Origin of the sequence: Promicromonospora sp. Populi (genome assembly GCF_041081105.1) — a bacterium.
Classification (GTDB): Bacteria; Actinomycetota; Actinomycetes; order Actinomycetales; family Cellulomonadaceae; genus Promicromonospora.
In genome coordinates this window covers 5,096,945-5,115,835 of the sequence record NZ_CP163528.1, presented here as the reverse complement: position 1 = coordinate 5,115,835, position 18,891 = coordinate 5,096,945, and the positions used below count along the sequence as shown (strand labels likewise).

Annotated in this window: 15 protein-coding genes; 1 reads left to right on the top strand and 14 read right to left on the bottom strand. The window is 72.0% G+C overall.

Annotated features, from left to right (window positions below):
* Nucleotides 1–13: 13 nt before the first annotated feature.
* On the bottom strand, nucleotides 14–664 hold the full coding sequence (locus AB1046_RS23205; RefSeq protein WP_369371634.1) for a hypothetical protein: 651 nt from the start codon (nucleotides 662–664) through the stop codon (nucleotides 14–16).
* Between the two features lie 104 nt (nucleotides 665–768).
* Here AB1046_RS23205 and AB1046_RS23200 point away from each other — a divergent pair, with 104 nt between their 5' ends.
* A complete protein-coding gene (locus AB1046_RS23200; RefSeq protein ID WP_369371633.1) occupies nucleotides 769–1,269 on the top strand; it encodes an acyl-CoA thioesterase in 501 nt (166 codons plus the stop codon).
* A gap of 11 nt (nucleotides 1,270–1,280) precedes the next feature.
* Here the strand turns inward: AB1046_RS23200 and AB1046_RS23195 are convergent, their stop codons facing one another.
* The 13 genes from AB1046_RS23195 to AB1046_RS23135 form a co-directional block, all read right to left on the bottom strand.
* Nucleotides 1,281–3,143: a GTP-binding protein HSR1 gene (locus AB1046_RS23195; RefSeq protein ID WP_369371632.1), complete on the bottom strand. Its 1,863-nt coding sequence runs from the start codon at nucleotides 3,141–3,143 to the stop codon at nucleotides 1,281–1,283.
* Nucleotides 3,140–5,161, bottom strand: coding sequence for a dynamin family protein (locus AB1046_RS23190; RefSeq protein WP_369371631.1), 2,022 nt, complete (start codon nucleotides 5,159–5,161; stop codon nucleotides 3,140–3,142). Before AB1046_RS23190 ends, AB1046_RS23195 begins: the two co-directional genes overlap by 4 nt.
* 80 nt (nucleotides 5,162–5,241) lie before the next feature.
* A complete protein-coding gene (locus AB1046_RS23185) occupies nucleotides 5,242–6,129 on the bottom strand; it encodes a hypothetical protein (protein ID WP_369371630.1) in 888 nt (295 codons plus the stop codon).
* A 121-nt stretch (nucleotides 6,130–6,250) separates the two neighbouring features.
* Nucleotides 6,251–7,204 (bottom strand): hypothetical protein, encoded by a 954-nt coding sequence (locus AB1046_RS23180; protein ID WP_369371629.1) that lies wholly within the window; start codon nucleotides 7,202–7,204, stop codon nucleotides 6,251–6,253.
* Nucleotides 7,205–7,334: 130 nt separating this feature from the next.
* Nucleotides 7,335–9,017: an energy-dependent translational throttle protein EttA gene (ettA, locus tag AB1046_RS23175; RefSeq protein WP_369371628.1), complete on the bottom strand. Its 1,683-nt coding sequence runs from the start codon at nucleotides 9,015–9,017 to the stop codon at nucleotides 7,335–7,337.
* A 136-nt stretch (nucleotides 9,018–9,153) separates the two neighbouring features.
* Nucleotides 9,154–9,705 (bottom strand): single-stranded DNA-binding protein, encoded by a 552-nt coding sequence (locus tag AB1046_RS23170; protein WP_369371627.1) that lies wholly within the window; start codon nucleotides 9,703–9,705, stop codon nucleotides 9,154–9,156.
* Nucleotides 9,706–9,789: 84 nt separating this feature from the next.
* Complete coding sequence (locus AB1046_RS23165) at nucleotides 9,790–11,370, bottom strand: GTP-binding protein (protein ID WP_369371626.1); 1,581 nt, start codon at nucleotides 11,368–11,370, stop codon at nucleotides 9,790–9,792.
* Nucleotides 11,367–13,046 (bottom strand): GTPase, encoded by a 1,680-nt coding sequence (locus AB1046_RS23160; RefSeq protein ID WP_369371625.1) that lies wholly within the window; start codon nucleotides 13,044–13,046, stop codon nucleotides 11,367–11,369. Before AB1046_RS23160 ends, AB1046_RS23165 begins: the two co-directional genes overlap by 4 nt.
* A 74-nt stretch (nucleotides 13,047–13,120) precedes the next feature.
* The gene (locus tag AB1046_RS23155; RefSeq protein WP_369371624.1) at nucleotides 13,121–13,933 is read right to left on the bottom strand and encodes an ABC transporter ATP-binding protein; all 813 of its coding nucleotides are present in this window, start codon (nucleotides 13,931–13,933) and stop codon (nucleotides 13,121–13,123) included.
* Nucleotides 13,930–14,772, bottom strand: a complete 843-nt coding sequence (locus AB1046_RS23150; RefSeq protein ID WP_369371623.1) for a FecCD family ABC transporter permease — start codon at nucleotides 14,770–14,772, stop codon at nucleotides 13,930–13,932. Before AB1046_RS23150 ends, AB1046_RS23155 begins: the two co-directional genes overlap by 4 nt.
* 264 nt (nucleotides 14,773–15,036) lie before the next feature.
* Nucleotides 15,037–16,080 carry a FecCD family ABC transporter permease gene (locus AB1046_RS23145; RefSeq protein ID WP_369371622.1) on the bottom strand — a complete coding sequence of 348 codons (1,044 nt, stop codon included), beginning with the start codon at nucleotides 16,078–16,080 and terminating at the stop codon, nucleotides 15,037–15,039.
* Nucleotides 16,077–17,075, bottom strand: a complete 999-nt coding sequence (locus AB1046_RS23140; RefSeq protein ID WP_369371621.1) for an ABC transporter substrate-binding protein — start codon at nucleotides 17,073–17,075, stop codon at nucleotides 16,077–16,079. The genes AB1046_RS23145 and AB1046_RS23140 overlap by 4 nt, the downstream gene beginning before the upstream one ends.
* Entirely contained in the window at nucleotides 17,072–18,886 is a 1,815-nt protein-coding gene (locus AB1046_RS23135) for an SIP domain-containing protein (protein WP_369371620.1), read from the bottom strand. The genes AB1046_RS23140 and AB1046_RS23135 overlap by 4 nt, the downstream gene beginning before the upstream one ends.
* Between the last annotated feature and the right edge of the window lie 5 nt (nucleotides 18,887–18,891).

The window sequence follows — 18,891 nt, the reverse complement described above, 5'->3', positions numbered from 1 at the left end:
AGGGCTCCCTGGGTCAGGCCCCGAGCTCCGCCAGCCGTTCGCGGGTAGCCCGGACCGCCTGGCGGGCGGCCTGGATGTCGTCGGCCGACGCGCCGGCCTCCACGCGCTGCTCCAGGGCCCGCACGAACAGGGCCAGCGCCTCGCCGAGGAACGGCCGGGCCTGATCGGCGTGCACCTCCAGCGCCTGGTCGTAGCGGCACCTGCCCCAGTGCTGCAGCGCGAAGAACTCCAGGCGGCGGGCGTGCTCCACGCTCGCGGCGTGCTCACCGTGGTACCGCGTGGCCTCCAGCGCCAGCCCGAACAGCAGGTCGGCCTCCGAGAACCGGTGGCGCCACTGGAGCACGTGAGCCAGGCGCAGCAGGGGCACCACGGCGGCGAGCGGCACCTCGACGGCGTGGGCGTGGGCGGCCGCGGCGTCGTCGACCGGACCGCCGGCCAGGCCGACGGCGAGCCAGCCGAGGCGCTCCGCCTCGGCGAGCTCCGCCTCCGGGTCGTCCGACTCCGGCGCGAGCGCGCGCATGAGCGGAACCCGCACGGCCAGCCCTTCCGGTGTGCCGCCGTCCGGCCCCTGGGTCAGGTCGGTGAGGTACGCCCGAGCCGCCCGGACATCGTCAAAAACCTCATGGAGCGTGAGCGGGTCGAAGTCGTGCGCCGGCAGTTCCACTGATCCCCCGTAGCCAGAAGCAAGAACGGATGAATCTACCAATTCGGACATGCTGAGGACCACTCAGTGCCGGGCACACCGCGGCGCGGAGGAAAATGGGCACCATGACACGCCTCCACGTCCCCGTCACGCTGCGCTGGTCCGACCTCGACGCCTACGCGCACGTCAACAACGTGGCGATGTTCCGCCTGCTGGAGGATGCCCGGATCACCGCCTTCTGGCTGCACCCCGAGGCGCCGGAGGGTGAGGCCTGGCCGACGGCGGTGGTCCCCACCGGCCCCGGTGCCAACTCGCACACCCTCGTGGCGGGCCAGCGCATCGAGTACCTGAAGCCGCTGCTGTTCACCCGGACCCCGGTGCGGGTGGAGATGTGGCTCGGCCGGATCGGCGGCGCGAGCGCCGAGGTCTGCTACGAGGTGCACGACGGCATCGCCGGCATGGCGAAGACCGGCCCGACGTCGGGCGGCAAGCCCTACGCCCGCGCGACCACCACGCTGGTGTTCGTCGACGCCGACACAGACCGGCCGCGACGGCTCACCGAGGGCGAGCGCCTGGCGTGGAAGGAGTTCCAGGAGGACCCGATCACGTTCCGCCACCGGGGCTGAACCAACAACAGTCAGCTCGCCGCTACCGTCGCCGCCGTCCGGCAGCCTGCTAGCTGGGACATCTCCTCGCCCACCGGCTCGCGCACCAGCCGGTCCGCGACGGCGCCCACCGACTGGCGGAGCCGCCGTCGGGCACCCATGGCGCGGCGACGGGCGCCCAGGGCGCCGAACACCCGGCAGACCAGCGCGAGCAGCAGGCCGAGCAGGAGCCCGCCCAGCACCAGGAGCGTGGGCCACGGGATGCGGAACGGGTCCACGCCGAGCCCCTCACCGGCGCCCGGGCCGGACTCCGGCGCGCCGGGGAACACGACCCCGTCGCCACCGGACCAGGTCGGCAGGGTCAGCACCGGGGTCGGCAGGGGCGGGAGCTGCAGGTACGCGAAGCCGAACAGGACGAGCAGCCACAGCAGGCCCGCCACCACGGCGACGACCAGCGACCACTGCACGATGTTGACCAGCGACCACCACACCGGGCGCCGGGTCACCTCCACCCGGGTCGCGGCGATGGCCTGGTCGAGCTCGTCGGGCAGCTTGTTGATGCCCTCCTGCCCCCGCGAGCGCGCGGCCAGGACCCACGGGTCCGCCACGCCGCGCGTCACCTCGTCGACATAGCGCCGCACGGCCGACGCCGCGGCGGAGCGCACCGCTGGCCGCGCCGTCGGCAGCGAGGTGCGCACCAGGTCCTCCCGGCCCGACGGCGCGCGGTGCGCCTGGTCCGCCGAGCGCAGCCCGAGCCGCCGCAACGGGTCCCGGCGCAGCCGCCCGACCCAGCGGGTCAGCGGCCAGCCGGTCGCCGCGCGGGCGTCACGCCGGGCCGAGGCGCGGACGGCGTCGACCACTGTCGGCACGCCCGCCGCCGCCTCGAGCGCGTCGACCAGGTCGCCCCGGGCCTGGTTGCCCTGGCGGGCCGGCGGCGTGCCGCACTCGTCGACGATCTTCCGCGCCACCGCCCGCTCGTCCGCGGCGAGCCGGGCCGTCGCGGCCTCCCGCTTCGCGGCGGCGCGGCGCAGCAGGTCGCGGAGCTGATCCATGCCCTGCCCGGTCTTGGCGGACACGGCGAGCACCCGCGCGCCGTCCAGCCCGTCCTCCGCGACCAGGCGCTTGAGGTCGGCGAGCATCGCGGACGACTCCTGCGGCGTCAGCCGGTCGGCCTGGTTGAGCGCAACGACCACCACCTCCCCGCGGCCCGCGAGCGGGCGCAGGAAGCCCTCGTGCAGCGCGGCGTCCGCGTACTTCTGCGGGTCGACCACCCAGACGAGCAGGTCGGCGCGCTGCACCAGGCGTTCGGCGCGCACCCGGTGCTCGGTCACCACCGAGTCGTGGTCGGGCAGGTCCAGCAGCACCAGCCCGGTCGTCTCGCCCGCGGGTGTCCGACGGCGGAACGACCCGCGGCTCCCGCTGGTCTCGGCGGCCGGGGGCTCCGCGGCCGGGGGCTCGACGGCCGAGGGCTCGACGGCGGGAGTCTCGGCAGGCTCGTCAGCCGACGGCGTCCCGGCCGCCTTCTCGACCGCAACCGTCTCGGCCGCCGCCGTCGGCGCCCCCACCTGGTGCCGCCGGCCCACCTCCAGCCAGTCCAGCAGCGGGTCCGCGCCCTCACCCCAGACGGCGGCCATCGCGTGCGACGTCGTCGGTCGGCGCACGCCGGGCTGTGCGATCGCGAGCCCCGCCACGGCGTTCAGCACCGATGACTTGCCCGACCCGGTGGCGCCCGCCAGTGCCACGACGGTGTGCTCCGCGGACAGCCCGCCGCGCTCGTTCGCGCGGGTCACCACCGCGCGCGCCTCGGCCAGCAGCGCGGGCTCAAGGCGACCCTCCGCGGCCGCGATCGCCGCGTCCAGGGCCGCGGTGCGGGCAGCCAGGTCCAGCCGGCTCATCGGTCGCCCTCCCCGAACAGCCGCTTCCAGAAGCTCTTCCTGCCCGTGTTCCCGCCCGGGTCCTCGGCCAGGTCGGGACGCCCCTTCGCCAGGCCCTCGCCGGTCGCCCGAACACCGGCTCCGCGCAGCCCGCGGCCCCCGGTGAGGTCCTCGGTCACGGCACCCGGCTCACCTCCCACGTCCGCGACGCGCACGCGGGAGCGGCGCTCCGCCGTAGCGGCGTCGGCTAGGGCGTCGGCCGCCGCCCGCAGGCCCGCCCCGCCCGCCTCGGCGGAGCCGAGCGCATCGAGCTGCGCCGTGTACCGGGCGGCCTGCCCGTCCATCACCGCTCGGATCCGGGCCCGCAGCCGGTCGCGTGCCTGCACTGCCAGCCGCCGCACGGCGTCCTCGCCGAACACGGCCTCCAGGAGCCGCTGCGCCAGCACCGCGGAACCACCCGCGATGCCGACCTCGATGCCGGTGAGCCCGCCCGTGGAGGCGAACACGAAGATCATCAGCGCCACACCGAGGCCGTTCACCCCGAACGAGAGCGCACGTGCCTTGCCTCGTTTGGACTCGCCCTGCTCGCGCACCAGCTCAAGGACGTCGCCCTGCCAGCCGCGGATCTGCGCGCCGACCTCGGCGCGCAGCGCCGCGGGCGTCCGCGACAGCTCCAAGCCCTCCAGCAGCGCCGCCCCCGCGGCGTCACCACGCCAGCCCTGGTACGACCGCTCGGCGGCCTCCTCGGCGGCGTCGAGCACCACGGACTCCAGCCCGTGCGCGATCGCCTGCTCGACCTGCGGCGCCTCCTTGGGCTTCCCGCGGAAGAACCCGGCCACCGCGTCCCGGAACCGGCCGATGCCCTCCTCGATCGCGCGGAAGAACTCGCCGGTGCCGACAAAGTCCTGCCAGCGGGCGAGCACCTCGCCGCGCAGCAGCGCGCCGTCCGACGTCGCCGCCGCCACGTGCGCCACCGCATCCGAGTAGGCCCGGTCGACGACGTGCCGCAGCCGCACGTCGGCGGCCTGCTGCTCGTCCGCAGCGTCGGCCAGGCCGGCCGCCCGCAGCACGAGGGAGTCCACCACACCGTCCTGCGTGGCCGCGATGACGCGGCGGCGCGCCTCCGCGTCGCCGCCCAGCCCGGTGAGCCAGCGCGAGATCTCCGCTACGCCGTCCTCGGGCAGCATCCCGTCGACCAGCTCGGCCTCGGGGACGACGAACAGCGGGCTGTCGGCCAGGCCGTGCTCCACCATCATGTCCCGCAGGTCGTCGGCAGTGGCCTCGGCGCCCGGGTCGACCCGGTCCAGCACCATCGCGACCTGCGCCTTGCGCCCCGCGGCCTGCAGCAGCAGGTCCCACGGCACCGCGTCGGCGTACCGCGCCGCCGTGGTGACGAACAGCCACAGGTCCGCCGCGCCGAGCAGCTGCGCCGCGAGCTCGCGGTTGGCGGTGTCGACCGAGTCGATGTCCGGCGCGTCCAGCAGCGCCAGCCCCTTCGGCAGGGAGTCGCTCGGCACGAGGCGCAGGGTGCGGCTGATGTCCGACGTCGGCCCCGGGCCGGCGCTCCCGGCCGCGGCTGCGCCGGAGGTTGTGCTGCCCGACGTCGTGCCCGACATCGTCACGCGGGCCAGGCCCGGCAGCACCCGGTCGGTGGAGAACCAGCGTCCGTCCAGCGGATGGTGCACCAGCACGGGGGCCTTCGTGGTGGGCCGCAGCACGCCGGGCTGCGTCACCCGCTCCCCCAGCACCGAGTTCACGAGCGTCGACTTGCCCGCACCCGTCGACCCGCCGACCACAACGAGCAGCGGCGCCTTCTGCGCGCGCAGCCGCGGCAACAGGTAGTCGTCGAGCTGGTCCGTGGCCCGGCGCAGGTCCGTGCGCGCCGCCTCGGCGCCCGCGGTCTCCAGCGGCAGCCGCAGCGCGCCGAGCCGGGCGCGCAGCACCTCCAGCGCACCGGTCAGACCGGACCCGTCACCGGGCTGCGCGACCGGCGCCTGGTCCGGGAGGCCGGGCGGCACGTCGTCGGGCTTGTCGGTCATGGGGCACAGTCTGCCGCAGACACCCAGGTCAGGCGCGACCGTGGCCCGAAACCTGGCCTAGAACGTGACCTGAGGAGCGGTCAGCCGCCGAGGCGCACGCGCAGCCACTCGAGGGCCGCGTGCGCCACCTCGCGCTGCACGGCACGGCCGTGGGGCTGGCCCGGCTCCGGCGGCCGCATCGACTCGAGCACCAGCGCGCCCGCGGTCACCGTGACGGCACACGTGAGCGCCTCGGGGTCGACGTCGGGCAACGGGTGCCGGTCCATGATCACCTCGGGCGGCGGGGCGCCGTCGACCCGCAGATACGGCAGGAGCAGCACGACGTCGATGAACGACGCCCCGCGGGACGGCATGAACCAGTCGACCGCGTGGGCGCTGGTCGCGTCCCAGCCGTGGTCGGTGATCAGGATCGACTCCCGGCGCAGCGCCCCGTGCACCAGGCTCTTGCCGGACATCGCCTCGCCGGCGAAGGTGGCGATCTCGGCGAGGTGGTCGACCTTGTCGGACAGCCACGGGGTGAATGCCGTCAGGCCCGCCGGGCGCATGGCGGCGATCGTGGCCCAGGCGCCGACGTCGATCACGTCGAGCGCGTCGGGCAGGTCCGACGGCGCCTCGCTCGTGCCGATCTGGATGGCAAGCTCGACCGCCGCGGCGAGGTCGCCGTCATCCCAGGGGTCGTGCGGCGGGCGGACGGGCTCGTTCCGGTAGCCGAGCACCACCCAGCGGCCGGCTCCGGGAAGCACCTCGTCGACGAACCACTCGCGCGAGAGGGCCGGGACGTCGTCGGGCAGGGTCGCCACGGACGCCGCCTCAGCGGCCATCCGATCCTGGGTCAGCGGGGCCTCGGGCCCCACCGCACGCACTATCGACCGGGCTGACGCGGTCTGCAGGACCTCCAGCGTGCCGGACTGCTCGGTGCCGCTCATCGGAGCGGAGCCGATCACCCGCCCGCCCATGGTCTCGCTCACGCGGGAACGGACAGAGGGGGGAGATCGGACCACGCCGGCCGCCGAACAACACTCATGGCCGGAGTGTGCCCAACGGGGCTTTCACCCGCAAACCACAAACAGCGTACGCGCAGGTGAGCGGTCAGAAACCGAGCCTGGTCTGGAGCCACGAGACCGCGTCCCGGGCCAGCCGGTGCTGGTACCTGCGCAGCTGCGGCTGGTCGATGGGCGGCGGCTCCATCGACGACTTCAAGTAGTAGCCGGCGAGCACTGCGATCCAGCAGGTCACGGCATCCGGCTCCGTCCCGGCCGGCAGCCCGTACCTGCGCAGAGTGGCTTCCGGCGGCGGCCCGTCGTTGGCCCGGACGTTGAGCAGCACCGAGACCAGGTCAAGGTACGGAGCCCCGGCGCTCCCCCAGATCCAGTCGGAGACGAGCCCCGTCTCCGACCGCCCCGTGGGCAGCAAGACGTTCTGCGCCCGCAGCGCGCCGTGGTGCAGGTTCTTGCCGGCTATCGCCTCCGGGGCGTGCGAGGCGATCTCCGCGAGGCCCTCCAGCCGGCCCGCGAGCCACGGCGAGTGTTGCGCGAGCCCCGCAGGCTGCTCGGCGGCCAGGAACTCCCACGCGCCCGTGGGGAACACACTCTCCTGCGGCGGGAACATCGGGTCGCCGGGCGCCTCGATGTCGCCGATCTCGCGCACCACCCTGACCAGGGCGGCGATGTCCTCCTCGGGCCAGGAGAGGTCAACCGGCCGCACGCCGTCGGGCATCGCGTAGCCGACGACCACCCACCTGCCGAGGCCGGGCAGGACCTCGTCGATCGACCAGAGGAGCTCCGGGTGCGGGGCCGCGCGCGGGAGCAGCGGCGAGAGGGCGATCTCCTGCCGCAGGAGGTTCAGCGGGCCGGGCTGCTCCGTGCCGAGCGCCTTGACGAAGGTGTTGCCCTTCGTCGTCTGTACCTGGAACTGCGCACCGGGCAGGATCCCGGAGTCGTCCGAGACTCGCGCACCGATCACCGGGGCGCCGAGCAGGTTGGTGATACGGGTGCGCAGCGGGGGTGGAAGTTCACGCCATCCAGGACGTACGGCAGGGCTCACTGCGGCATCTTGTCGGACATGTCCCGTACCGGCAAGGAATTGGGCGGCTGTCTTACGACTTCCTCAGACTTCCTCGGGCACGTCTGGGTCCGCGAAGCGGAGCGTGTGCCCTGCTTCGCGGACCCAGACGTCAGTCGCGGGTGAGCTTGCGGTACGTCACCCGGTGCGGGCGGGCCGCGTCGGCACCGAGGCGCTCGACCTTGTTGGCCTCGTACGACTCGAAGTTGCCCTCGAACCAGTACCAGTTGCCCGGGTTCTCCTCGGTGCCCTCGTAGGCGAGGATGTGGGTGACCACCCGGTCGAGGAACCACCGGTCGTGCGAGACCACCACGGCGCAGCCGGGGAACTCCAGCAGGGCGTTCTCCAGGGAACCGAGGGTCTCGACGTCGAGGTCGTTGGTGGGCTCGTCAAGCAGCAGCAGGTTGCCGCCCTGCTTGAGCGTCAGCGCCAGGTTGAGGCGGTTGCGCTCACCACCGGAGAGCACACCCGCGGGCTTCTGCTGGTCCGGGCCCTTGAACCCGAACGACGCCACGTAGGCACGCGACGGGATCTCGACGTTGCCGACCTTGATGAAGTCGAGCCCGTCGGACACGACCTCCCACAGGGTCTTCTTCGGGTCGATGCCGCCACGCGACTGGTCGACGTACGAGATCGAGACGGTCTCGCCGACCTTGAGGTCGCCGCCGTCGAGCGGCTCCAGGCCCACGATGGTCTTGAACAGCGTTGTCTTACCGACGCCGTTCGGGCCGATGACACCGACGATGCCGTTGCGCGGCAGCGTGAACGAGAGGCCGTCGATGAGCACCCGCCCGTCGAAGCCCTTCTGCAGGTTCTCGGCGTCCAGCACCAGCGAGCCCAGGCGCGGGCCCGCGGGAATCTGGATCTCCTCGAAGTCGAGCTTCCTGGTGCGGTCCGCCTCCGCAGCCATCTCCTCGTACCGGGCCAGGCGGGCCTTCGACTTGGTCTGGCGGCCCTTGGCGTTGGACCGCACCCACTCCAGCTCCTCCTTGAGGCGCCTGGAGAGCTTCGCGTCCTTCTTGCCCTGGACCTCCAGGCGCGCCTGCTTCTTCTCCAGGTACGTGGAGTAGTTGCCCTCGTAGGGGTAGAGGCGCCCGCGGTCGATCTCGCAGATCCACTCCGCGACGTGGTCGAGGAAGTACCGGTCGTGAGTCACGGCGAGCACGGCGCCCGCGTAGCCCGCGAGGTGCTGCTCGAGCCACAGCACGGACTCGGCGTCGAGGTGGTTGGTGGGCTCGTCCAGGAGCAGCAGGTCGGGCTTCTCCAGGAGCAGCTTGCACAGCGCGACGCGGCGGCGCTCACCACCGGAGAGCACCGAGACGTCGGCGTCCGGCGGCGGGCAGCGCAGCGCGTCCATCGCCTGCTCCAGCTGCGAGTCGAGGTCCCACGCGTCGGCCGCGTCGATGTCCTCCTGCAGCGTGCCCATCTCGGCCAGCAGTGCGTCGAAGTCGGCGTCGGGCTCCGCCATCAGGGCGGAGATCTCGTCGAACCGCGCCTTCTTGGCCAGGATCGGGCCGACCGCCTCCTGGACGTTGCCCAGGACGGTCTTCTCCTCGTTCAGCGGCGGCTCCTGCAGCAGGATGCCCACGGTGAAGCCGGGCGACAGGCGGGCCTCACCGTTCGACGGCGTGTCCAGCCCGGCCATGATCTTGAGGATCGTCGACTTACCGGCACCGTTCGGTCCGACGACGCCGATCTTCGCGCCGGGCAGGAAGTTCAGCGACACGTCATCGAGGATGACCTTGTCACCGTGCGCCTTGCGCGCCTTGTACATGGAGTAGATGTATTCAGCCACTGCCTGTGTTCCACCGTTCACAGAAGGTACGTCGGATAGGTGCGCTCACACCGAGTCATGAGGTGCAGGTGCCGGGAAGCGTCCGCGTAGGTAGGTTCCCGGCACCCGCGGACCGCGGAGCACGACTGGCACAAGCCTACGCGGTCACCAGCTCGCGCGGTCCGACGCCCGTGTGGTCACCCTCGTCGTCCAGGTCACCACCCGCTCCACCGTCAACACCCGAAGCGTCGGCGCCCATCCCCGCGGACGCCAGGGCGTCGAGCCCGAACGGGTCCGCCTCGCCCGCGGGCACCGGGACCAGCTCTCCCGGGTCGACCGGGGCGCCGTCGGCCACCGGGGCGCCGTCCGGCACCGTGTCGTGGTGCACCACCCGAGCGAACGTCACCCTGCCCCGGGTTGCATCCACGCCGACCGCCGAGGCGTTGACCACCAGCCCCAGCCGCTGCTCACCCTTGGGGCCGGTCCACTCGTCAACCTCGAGCCGGCCCGAGACGACCACCGGACAGCCCTTGTGCACCGAGTCGACAACGTTCAGCGCGGCCGCCCGCCACGCCTTGACCGTGAACCACAGCGTCGGGCCGTCGGTCCAGTCGCCGTTGTCGGTCCTGCGCCGCCGGGTGCTGGCCACGCGGAACGTGGTCCACGCGTTCCCGTTGGACATGTGCAGCACCGGGGTGTTGCCGGGCATTGCCGGCCACCGTCACCGTGACGTCGTTCATGCGCTCCTCCTGGGTGTGACGGACCGGCCCGAGCGGCCGGTCCGTACCCAGCATCAGGCGCGAACGGGGCCCAGGTCAGTGAGCTGCACGCCGCCTGGGGACGGAATCGCAAAACGGCCGCCTGTGGTCACGTTCTCTTCCAGGCGAAGCGGTGCGGAGGGTCCGTCGTCGCGCGCACTCTGTGCGAGCTCGCGTACCGCTCGGTGCTCGTCAAGCAGCTTCTGAGTGGGCACACCGAGGGTCTGCTGCAGCACTCGTTCGAGCGCGGCCCGCCCCGACGCGATGACACCCTGCGCCCGCCGGGCGGCCAGCGCGCGGCGGATCTGCATCGCCACGACGAACGTCACCAGCGCGGTCACGGCGGCCACCACCGCGAGCACACCCAGCACCGTGGTCCAGGACTCTTCAACGGGCAGGACCCCCGTCGAGGCCAGCACGGTGGCGATCCCGAGCAGCACGGCGACCAGCACCGAGCCGAGGGCGAGCCGGCGGGTGAGCCGCTGCGTCGTCGGGCCGCGGGTGTCGAGAGTGATGCCCTGCAGGGCGGTCTCCACCGCCTTGGTGACTTCCTGGGCGCTGGCGACGCTCGCGGCGAGCGACCGCTGCCAGCCGTGCCTGAGCGACTCGCCCGAGCCGGTGAGCCAGCGCGACCTGGACAGGGCGATCGAGTCCGGGTCAGCGGTGCGGAACGCCGGCGAGCCGTACCCGTTGCGCACGGCGGCGCCGACCTGGGCGGCGACCGACTCCAGCCCGGTGGCCCGGGACAGCGCGTCCACCTCCCGTTCGAGGACGGTGTCGATGTGCCACGGCACCTCGGCCGGGGTCTGGCCCAGCAGCAGCGCCGCCGCGGCGTCGAGCTCGCCCGCGGCCCGGCCGGCCGAGACCGACCGGCGAGCCACAGTCTGCTCCAGCAGCCCGCGCAGGTCCGCGATGCCGACGTCCGTCTTGGTCGACGCGGCAACCACCGGGACGTCGTCCAGGCCGTCGTCGCGCAGCAACCGCTTCACGTCGTTGACGAGGTTGTCGCGCTGCCCCACCGGAACGGTGTCGATCTGGTTGAGCACCACGACGGTGGAGGCCTGCATGCCCGAGGAGTCACGCAGGTAGCCGGTGTGCAGGGCGTCGTCGGCGTACTTCTGCGGGTCCACCACCCACACGAGCAGGTCGACCAGCGGCAGCACCTTGTCCACCACGTCGCGGTGCCCGGGCGCCACGGAGTCGTGGTCGGGCAGGTCCAGCAGCACCAGGCCGGCCAGCGCCGCCTCGTCGGCAGCGTCGAGCTCACCGGCCCGGGTGATGCGGCGCTCGCGTTCCACGCCGAGCCAGTCCAGCAGCGTCGAGGCCTCATCACTCCACGAGCAGGCGGTGACCTTGGCGGTGGTGGGACGCTTCACCCCGACATCGGCGAACGTGAGCCGGGAGATCTTGTTGAACGTGCTCGACTTGCCCGACCCGGTGCCGCCCGCGAGCGCCACCACCGTATGGTCGACGCCGAGCGCCAGCCGCTCGCGTACTCCTGCGACGGAGCTGGCTACCTTGCCGAAAACGGCGTCGTCGAGGCGGGAACCGGCGATCTGGAGCGCGCGGCCGAGGTCTTCGGTGCGTGCGCTGAGTGTCGCGTCTTGGCTCGTCATGTCAGCCTCCTGAGCTCTGCCAGCCGAACGCGGAGCGGAGCGGCCGCGTCGTCGGCTAGGGCGGGGACGTCAAGGGCACTCTGGACAGATCGGGCCTCTTCCGCAACCGCTAGCGCGACTTTGTCGGCAACGTCGCCCTGCAGTTCCTCCACGGTTTCCTCCGCGTCCTCGCCGAGCACTCGGTCGATGAGCCGCGCGGAGTCCTCGTTTCCTAGGGCCGTGGCGAGCAGGAGGGTGGCCAGGCCGGTGTCGCCGAACGCCTTCCTGGCGCCGGCGGCCCGGGCCGCGGTCTCGGCGTCGGTGCTCTCGGTGGCGGTGACCTCCATCCGCCCGACGATGTCGTCGGCCAGGCCGGACCAGGCCGTGGCCGCCGTCTGCCCCCGGGTGACGCGGTCGGGCGCGCGGGCGCTGCCAGACGGCAGGATCGTCTCTCCGGCGGGTGGTGCTCCGGGCCCGGACAGGGCCGTCCGCAGGCTCTCCTCGGCACGGACGCCCGCCGCCACGAAGGCGCGGGCGACGGTTGCCTCGATCTCCTCGCGCAGCTGGGCCAGCGCGGCCTCGCGTGCCTTGCCGGCGCGCTTCGTGGTGCGCGCGATGCCGTCGCGGACGGTGACCCGGGAGATGCGGCTGGTGCTCTCGAGCTCCGCGAACCGTGTGGCGACGGTGCCCTCGCCGGCCGCGCCGGAGAGGATGGCGGTCCGGGCGGCGAGCTGCCCGTTCGGGACCACTGACTCGCTGGCGTTGCGCAGGTCGAAGGCGGCGGTGCCCTGCTGCTCGACGGCGGCGACCAGGCCCATCACCCATTCGGGGAGGGCGCCGAGCGCGCCCTTGAGGGTGCGCAGGATGATGGTGCGGGACCGTTCGGGTCCGGCCATGAGGCCGAGCCAGCGCTGGATCGGCGCCACCAGCTTGGGGTCGAGCAGGCCTTCGTGGGGTCCGACGTCGGGCACGATGAACAGCGGGACGTCCTTCATCCCCCGCTCCTTCATCCGCGTGTTGAGGTCCGCGCGGATGGTCGTCAGCGTCTCCTTCGGCACCCGGTTCAGCACCATGGCGACGCTCGCGCCGCGCTCCTTGGCGCGGTCCAGCGCCTGCCAGGGCAACGCGTCGCCGTAGCGGGCGGCGGTGGTGACGAACAGCCAGAGGTCGGCGGCTTCGAGCAGCTGGTGTGCGGTGGAGCGGTTCTCGGACAGGAACGAGTCGAGGTCGGGCGCGTCCATCAGAGCGGTGCCGCGTGGCACGCCCTCGTGCTTGACCAGCCGGGCGAGCTCCGTGACCGGGCCGGGCGTGAGCGCGTCGACGTCGCGCGGGTGCACCCCCACCACCGGCTCGCGGGTGGTGGGTCGCAGCACACCGGCCTGGGACACCTCTTCGCGCAGCAGACTGTTGAACAGCGTGGACTTGCCGGCACCGGTAGACCCCGCCAGCACGACGACGGCCGGGCTGGACAGCTCGGCCAGCCGCGGCAGCAGGTGCTCGTCGAGCTGAGCCAAGAGACGCTGGCGGGAGGCCTCGGCCTCTTCCGCGCCATCGATGGGAAGGGGCAGGGTCGCGGCGGCGACGTCGCGGCGCAGATCTCGCGCGACATCGTGCACCGTGAAGCCGAGCTGCTCCGCAACGTTCGGGTCCACACCACCCCGACGGCCGAGCACTGCGGAGCGTGTTCCTGGAGTCACGGCTTCATCCTGATAGGTCAAGATCGTTCTGCCAACCCGTACACGGCGGTTGGTATGCAAAAACACTAGGTTTGTCAGTCGGTCGCGCGTTTGTCACCGCGGTGGCGGCCCAGCGGCACCACCTGCGGAGTGCCGACCACGGGATCGGGCACCACCAGGCAGCGCAGACCGAACACCTCCTCGACCAGCTCGACCGTGACGACCTGGTCGGGGCTGCCTTCGGCGACGACCTGCCCGTCCTTCATGGCTATCAGGTGCGTGCCGTAGCGGGCGGCATGGTTCAGGTCGTGCAGCACGGCGACCAGGGTGTGACCGACGTGGTGCAGGTCGGTGAACAGCTCCATCAGCTCGATCTGATGGGTGATGTCGAGGAAGGTGGTCGGCTCGTCCAGCAGCAGGATGTCGGTGTGCTGCGCGAGCGCCATGGCCACCCACACCCGCTGTCGCTGACCACCTGAGAGCTCGTCCACCAGGCGGCCGGACAGGTCGGTGACCCCGGTGTGGTCCATCGCCCTGAGCACGGCCTGCTCGTCGGCCTCGGTCCACTGCCGGATGAACCCCTGGTGCGGGTACCGGCCCCGCGCCACCAGATCGGCCACGGTGATCCCGTCCGGGGCGATCGAGGTCTGGGGCAGCAGCCCGACCCGCCGCGCCACCTCCTTGGTCTTGAAGGACTGGATGTCGGCCCCGTCGAGGACGACCTGTCCCGCCGACGGTCTCAACAGTCGCGACAGGCCGCGCAGCAGCGTGGACTTGCCGCACGCGTTCGGGCCCACGATCACGGTGAACGACCTGTCGGGGATCGACACCGAGAGGTCCCGGGAGATGATGCGTCTGTCGTAGCCGATCGTCGCCGACTCCACGTGGATGCGTGACTCGGTGTTCATAGCCGTCTCCTGGCTTCGGTGAGCAGCAGCCAGCCGAGGTACCCGCCGCCGAGCATGACGGTGATGATCCCGACCGGCAGCGGGGTGGGTGCGACGTGCTGGGCGATGTAGTCAGCCGTCACGCACAGCAGGGCGCCGACGAAGGCTGCGGGTACGAGGGTGATCCCCGCGGTGCGGGCAAGCCGGCGGGCGATCTGCGGTGCGACCAGGGAGATGAACGCGATCGGCCCAGATGCTGCGGTAACCGTCGCCGTCAGCGCCACCCCCACCACGATCAGGCCGAGACGTACCGGCGAGGCCCGCACTCCTTGGGCGGCGGCCGCATCATCACCCAGCTCCAGCTGTCGCATCGGCCGGCTCAACATCGCCGCCAGCAGCAGGAGCACGGCGATGCAGACGCAGCCGACGACCACCTGCTCCCAGGACACGCCGTTGAGCGACCCGGCACCCCACGCGGCGGCGGCCATCGCCTGCTCCAGCTCGGCCCTGAGGATCAGCCAGGTGTTGAGCGAGCCGAGCATCGCCGAGACGCCGATGCCGACGACGATCAGCTGGAATCCCTGCACGCCTCGCCGGTAGGCGAGCACGTACACGACGGCGGCAGTGGCCATCCCGCCCAGCAACGCCCCGCCGACCAGCTGCACGTAGGTGCCGTTGACGACCAGGACCACGATCAGCGCGCCGGTGTAGGAGCCCTGGGAGAACCCGATGATGCCGGGGTCGGCGAGCGGGTTGCGCAACATCGACTGGAAGATCGCCCCGCTCACCCCCAGCGCGGCGCCGAACACCAGGGCCGCGGCCACCCGGGGCAGCCGCCACTCGACCACGATGTCGTGCACCAGCCCGGCCTGGCCGCCGGCTGAACGCGGAGACCACCTCTCCCGGGCTGAGCGGGTACGAGCCGGTCATCAGCGCGAGCACCGCCACGCAGGCGACCGCGAGCGCGAGCACCGCGCAGACGATGACCGAGCGCCAGTCGAGCCGTACCGCGACCCGCCAGCGCCGCAGCACCAGCACCCGCCGGCCGAAGTCCACCCGGCCCGGCCCGGACGGCCGAGCCATCCGTGCTGCGCTCGTGTGCGCATCGAGTCCGTTGCGCGCGCTCATAGCCCGCTCGCCTTGGTGCGGCGGACGAGGGCGATCAGCACCGGGGCGCCGACAAAGGCGGTGACGATACCGACGGGTATCTCGCTGGGTCTCATCACGAACCGGCCGAGGATGTCGGAGGCCAGCAGCAGGCTCGGGGCGAGCAGCACGCTGTAGGCGAAGATCCAGCGCTGGTGCGGACCGACGAGCCAGCGAGCCACATGCGGCACCATCAGCCCGACAAAGCTGATCGGGCCGGCGATCGCGGTCGCGCCGCCGGCGAGCAGCGTGAGCGCGATGATCGCGAGAACACGGGTGCGGACCAGCCGCACACCCTGGGCCACGGCCAGCTCGTCGCCCAGCGCCATGGCGTTGAGCGGGCCTGACACCACGAACGCCAGGACAAGAGCCACCGCGAAGAACGGCACGATGGGCCACACGAGGTCGAGCGGGCGGCCCACGATCGAACCGGCGTTCCAGGACCGCATCACGTCGAACGCGTCCGGGTTGGTCAGCTCGAGCGCCGAACCGGCGCCTTGGAGCACTGCGCCGACGCAGACCCCGGCAAGCACCATGACCACCGGCGACTGGCCCTGCCGCGTCGCCCCGAGGGCGAGCACCATCAGTGTGACGACCAGCGCCCCCGCGAAGGCGAACCACATGTAGCCACCGATCTCGCGGATTCCGAGCACGCCCACTGCGACCGTCACCGCGAAGGACGAACCGGCATGGAGACCGAGGATTCCCGGATCGGCCAGAGGGTTACGGGTGAGCGCCTGGATCAACGCCCCCGACAGGCCGAGCGCGACGCCCACGACCAGACCCGCGACCGTGCGCGGCAGCCGGTAGTCACGGATCGCGAACTGATCGATGTCGGCGGCCGGGTGGAACAGGGCGTCCCACACCACCGATGGCGCGATCGCCGTCGACCCGATCATCACGCTCAGCACCACCAGGACCAGCAGTGCCACGAGCGCGACAACCAGCCCGATCACGCGCCGACGCGGTCCGGGTACCGTGACGGTGCTCGGACCGCGCGGGCGCAGGGCGAGAGCTGTCACTCCTCGGCGGGCAGGGTCGCCAGGGCGGCGTCGAGCGAGTCCAGGTACTGCAGGACGGGGCCATAGGAGTTGTTGCCGGGGCAGAAGAGCCCGAGGGCGTCACCGGAGCTCACGGCCGGCAGCGCCTGCCAGGTGTTGCTCTCGACCACCGGCGCGAACGCCGCCGTAGGTTGACCCTCGGCGTCGACGGGGTAGGTGATCACGTCGTACGTGGACAGCTCCGCGAGCTGCTCGAACGGCAAGGACGTCCAGCCCAGCGGCTCTTCGCCCTCAGCTGCCTGGGGGAAGTCCATGCCGATGTCGTCCTGGGCGATCTCGACGCACCCGAAGTCCGCGATGGAGAACGTCCCGGGGTCGGAGCTGTCCCAGCGATCGAGGTTGACGAACGCGGTGTCGTCGATGATCGCGCCGTAGGTCTCCTGGATCCCGGAGATCTTCTCCTCGAACTCCGCCTTCTGCGCGCTGAGCCCGTCCGCTACGTTGCCGGCCTCGGCGACTCCGTCGGCGAGGGCCTTCCACTCGACGTCGAGGTCCCAGAAGACCGTCGGGGCGATCGACTCCAGCTGCTCCTGGACCGACTCGAACTCGCTCTCGGGGAACTGGGCCAGGATGAGGTCCGGCTCCAGGCCGGCGAGCTGCTCCATGTCGACCTGATCACCACTGGAGCCGAGAATCGTGGCCGCCTCGAACGTTGCGTTCTGCTCTTCGGGCACGAGGGCGAGCTCGGAGGCACCCACCTCGGTGACGCCCACCGGTTCACCACCCATGTCGATGAACGGAAGAGTGGTGTTGCCGATCGAGACGACTCGCTGCGGGTCGGCGGGAACCTCGACGCTGCCGTTGTCGGCCTGCACCGTCCGGGTCTCGCCCGTTGCGCCCGTGTCGCCGGCCGGAGTCTCTTCGGGGGTGCCACCGCAGGCGGTGAGGACGAGCGCGGCGCTCAGGAGTGTGGCGGCGAGCGCCGCACCGCGTCGGCTCAGTGGTGTCTTGGTCACGGGTTTTCTTCTTTCTTTTCTTCGGTAGGCACCAGCTCGTGGATGGCGGTGCCCCAGCCGACGGTGTGCGTGGTGCTGCGGACGAGCCCGGCTCGGGCGACGACGGCGTCGAGCTCGGCCGCGGTCCGCAGGCCGGAGCCGTGGACGGTGAGGGCGAGCAGGTCGGCTTCGCCGTCGTGCTCGTCGAGGTCGTCGGTGTCGAAGGTTTCCTCGATCAGCAGCACCCGCCCGCCGGGGAGGAGGTTCTGGGCTGCTCGGCGTAGTGCGTGGGCGGCGTCGGCGTCGGGCAGGGACCTGAAGGCGCGGATGACGAACACGACGTCCGCAGCCGGGCTGGGCTCGAAGACCGACTGCTCGACCACACTGACCCGCGTGCGCTGCTGCTCGACGGGGATGGTCGCGGGCAGGTCCCGGCGCAGCCAGTCGGCCTGGGCGGGCAACGCGCAGATCGTCACCCGCACGTCGGGGTGGACGGCGACGAACTCGCGAGCCTGGGCGGCAGCGCCGCCGGAGTGGATCACCAGGTGCTGGACTCCGGTGAGCAGGTCGGACTTGGCGATCGGCTCGGCCAGCGCGGCCTGGAACTTCGCCAGGCGTTCCAGGTAGCGGTCCTCGTAGTCCTGCTCGGCGCGCACGTCCGCAAAGGTCTTTCCCGTGACCGCGGCGTAGGTGGGTCGGCCGGTGCGGATCGACTCGGTGAGCCCGTAGATGCCCAACATCTCGCGCCCCGCCACCCCGGCCGGGTGCAGGGCGTCGACCATGAACTCGACGGTCAGGACCTCACCCACCGGCGTCAGGTCGTAGTGGCCCGGCTCGGTCTCGGCCAGCAGGTCCAGGGCGTGCAGATAGCGCAGCAGCTTGCCCAGCGCCCGTTCGTCGGAATCGCTCTTGATGGCCAGGTCGGCCACGCTGGTCACGCCACGGGAGATCAGGTCAGGAATGCCCAGCTCGACGGCGGTGCGGATCGCGATCGGCGGTATCAGCTCGGCCAGGTCATGGAGCTTCTCGAGCGGCGTGGTCGACTTCTCGGGATCGGGGACCGCCGCGTCGTCCTCCAGGGCAACAGCCTCGCTGCGCCGCCAGTACCCGGAGAAGTCGACGTCCTCCTTCGGCACTGCTCGGTCCTCGACCAGGTGGCGGCGCAGGTCCCGCACCGCGGTGTGCCCTCCGGCAAGCCACGCGAACGGCCGGCCTTCCCACCAGTCGGCGTCCTTGACCGCGTCAAGCAGGAGGGTGGTCGTGCCCGCCTCGGCGCCGTCGCGCGTCAGCCAGGTCACCTCGACCCCCGACGGCGTCCGCAGGTCCAGCCGGTGAGCGTCTTCGGCGACCTCGATGAACACCTGGGCCCGCGCGTCGTCGGGCAGGCTGTCCAGCAGCCGGGCGATCGCCGGGATCGCCGTGTCGTCGCCGGCGACGAGGAGCCAGTCCGCATCTTCCGGGAGCGCACTCGACGAGTTGGGGCCGACGAAGTGGATCCGGTCGCCCGGTTGTGCGCGGTAGGCCCAGGTGGTGGCGACGCCGATGCCGTGCTTGACGAAGTCCACGTCCAGCTCGCCGGTCTCAGCGTCCCAGTGTCGGACCGTGTAGATCTTCGACAGCGGCCGGGGATTCTTCGGCACGTCGATGCCGTTCGCCTTCTGCACGGGCAGCACCGGCTCCGCCTGCCCTGGGTAGCGGAAGATCAGCTTGATGTCGTCGTCGAAGCCGGACGACTCGAATGCGGGCTGCGGGAACCCGTTGGCCGAGGCGAACGCGCCCAGCTGCGCGCCGGCCAGCGTGATCCGCCGCATCCCCGGGGTCAGGTCCGTCACGCGAA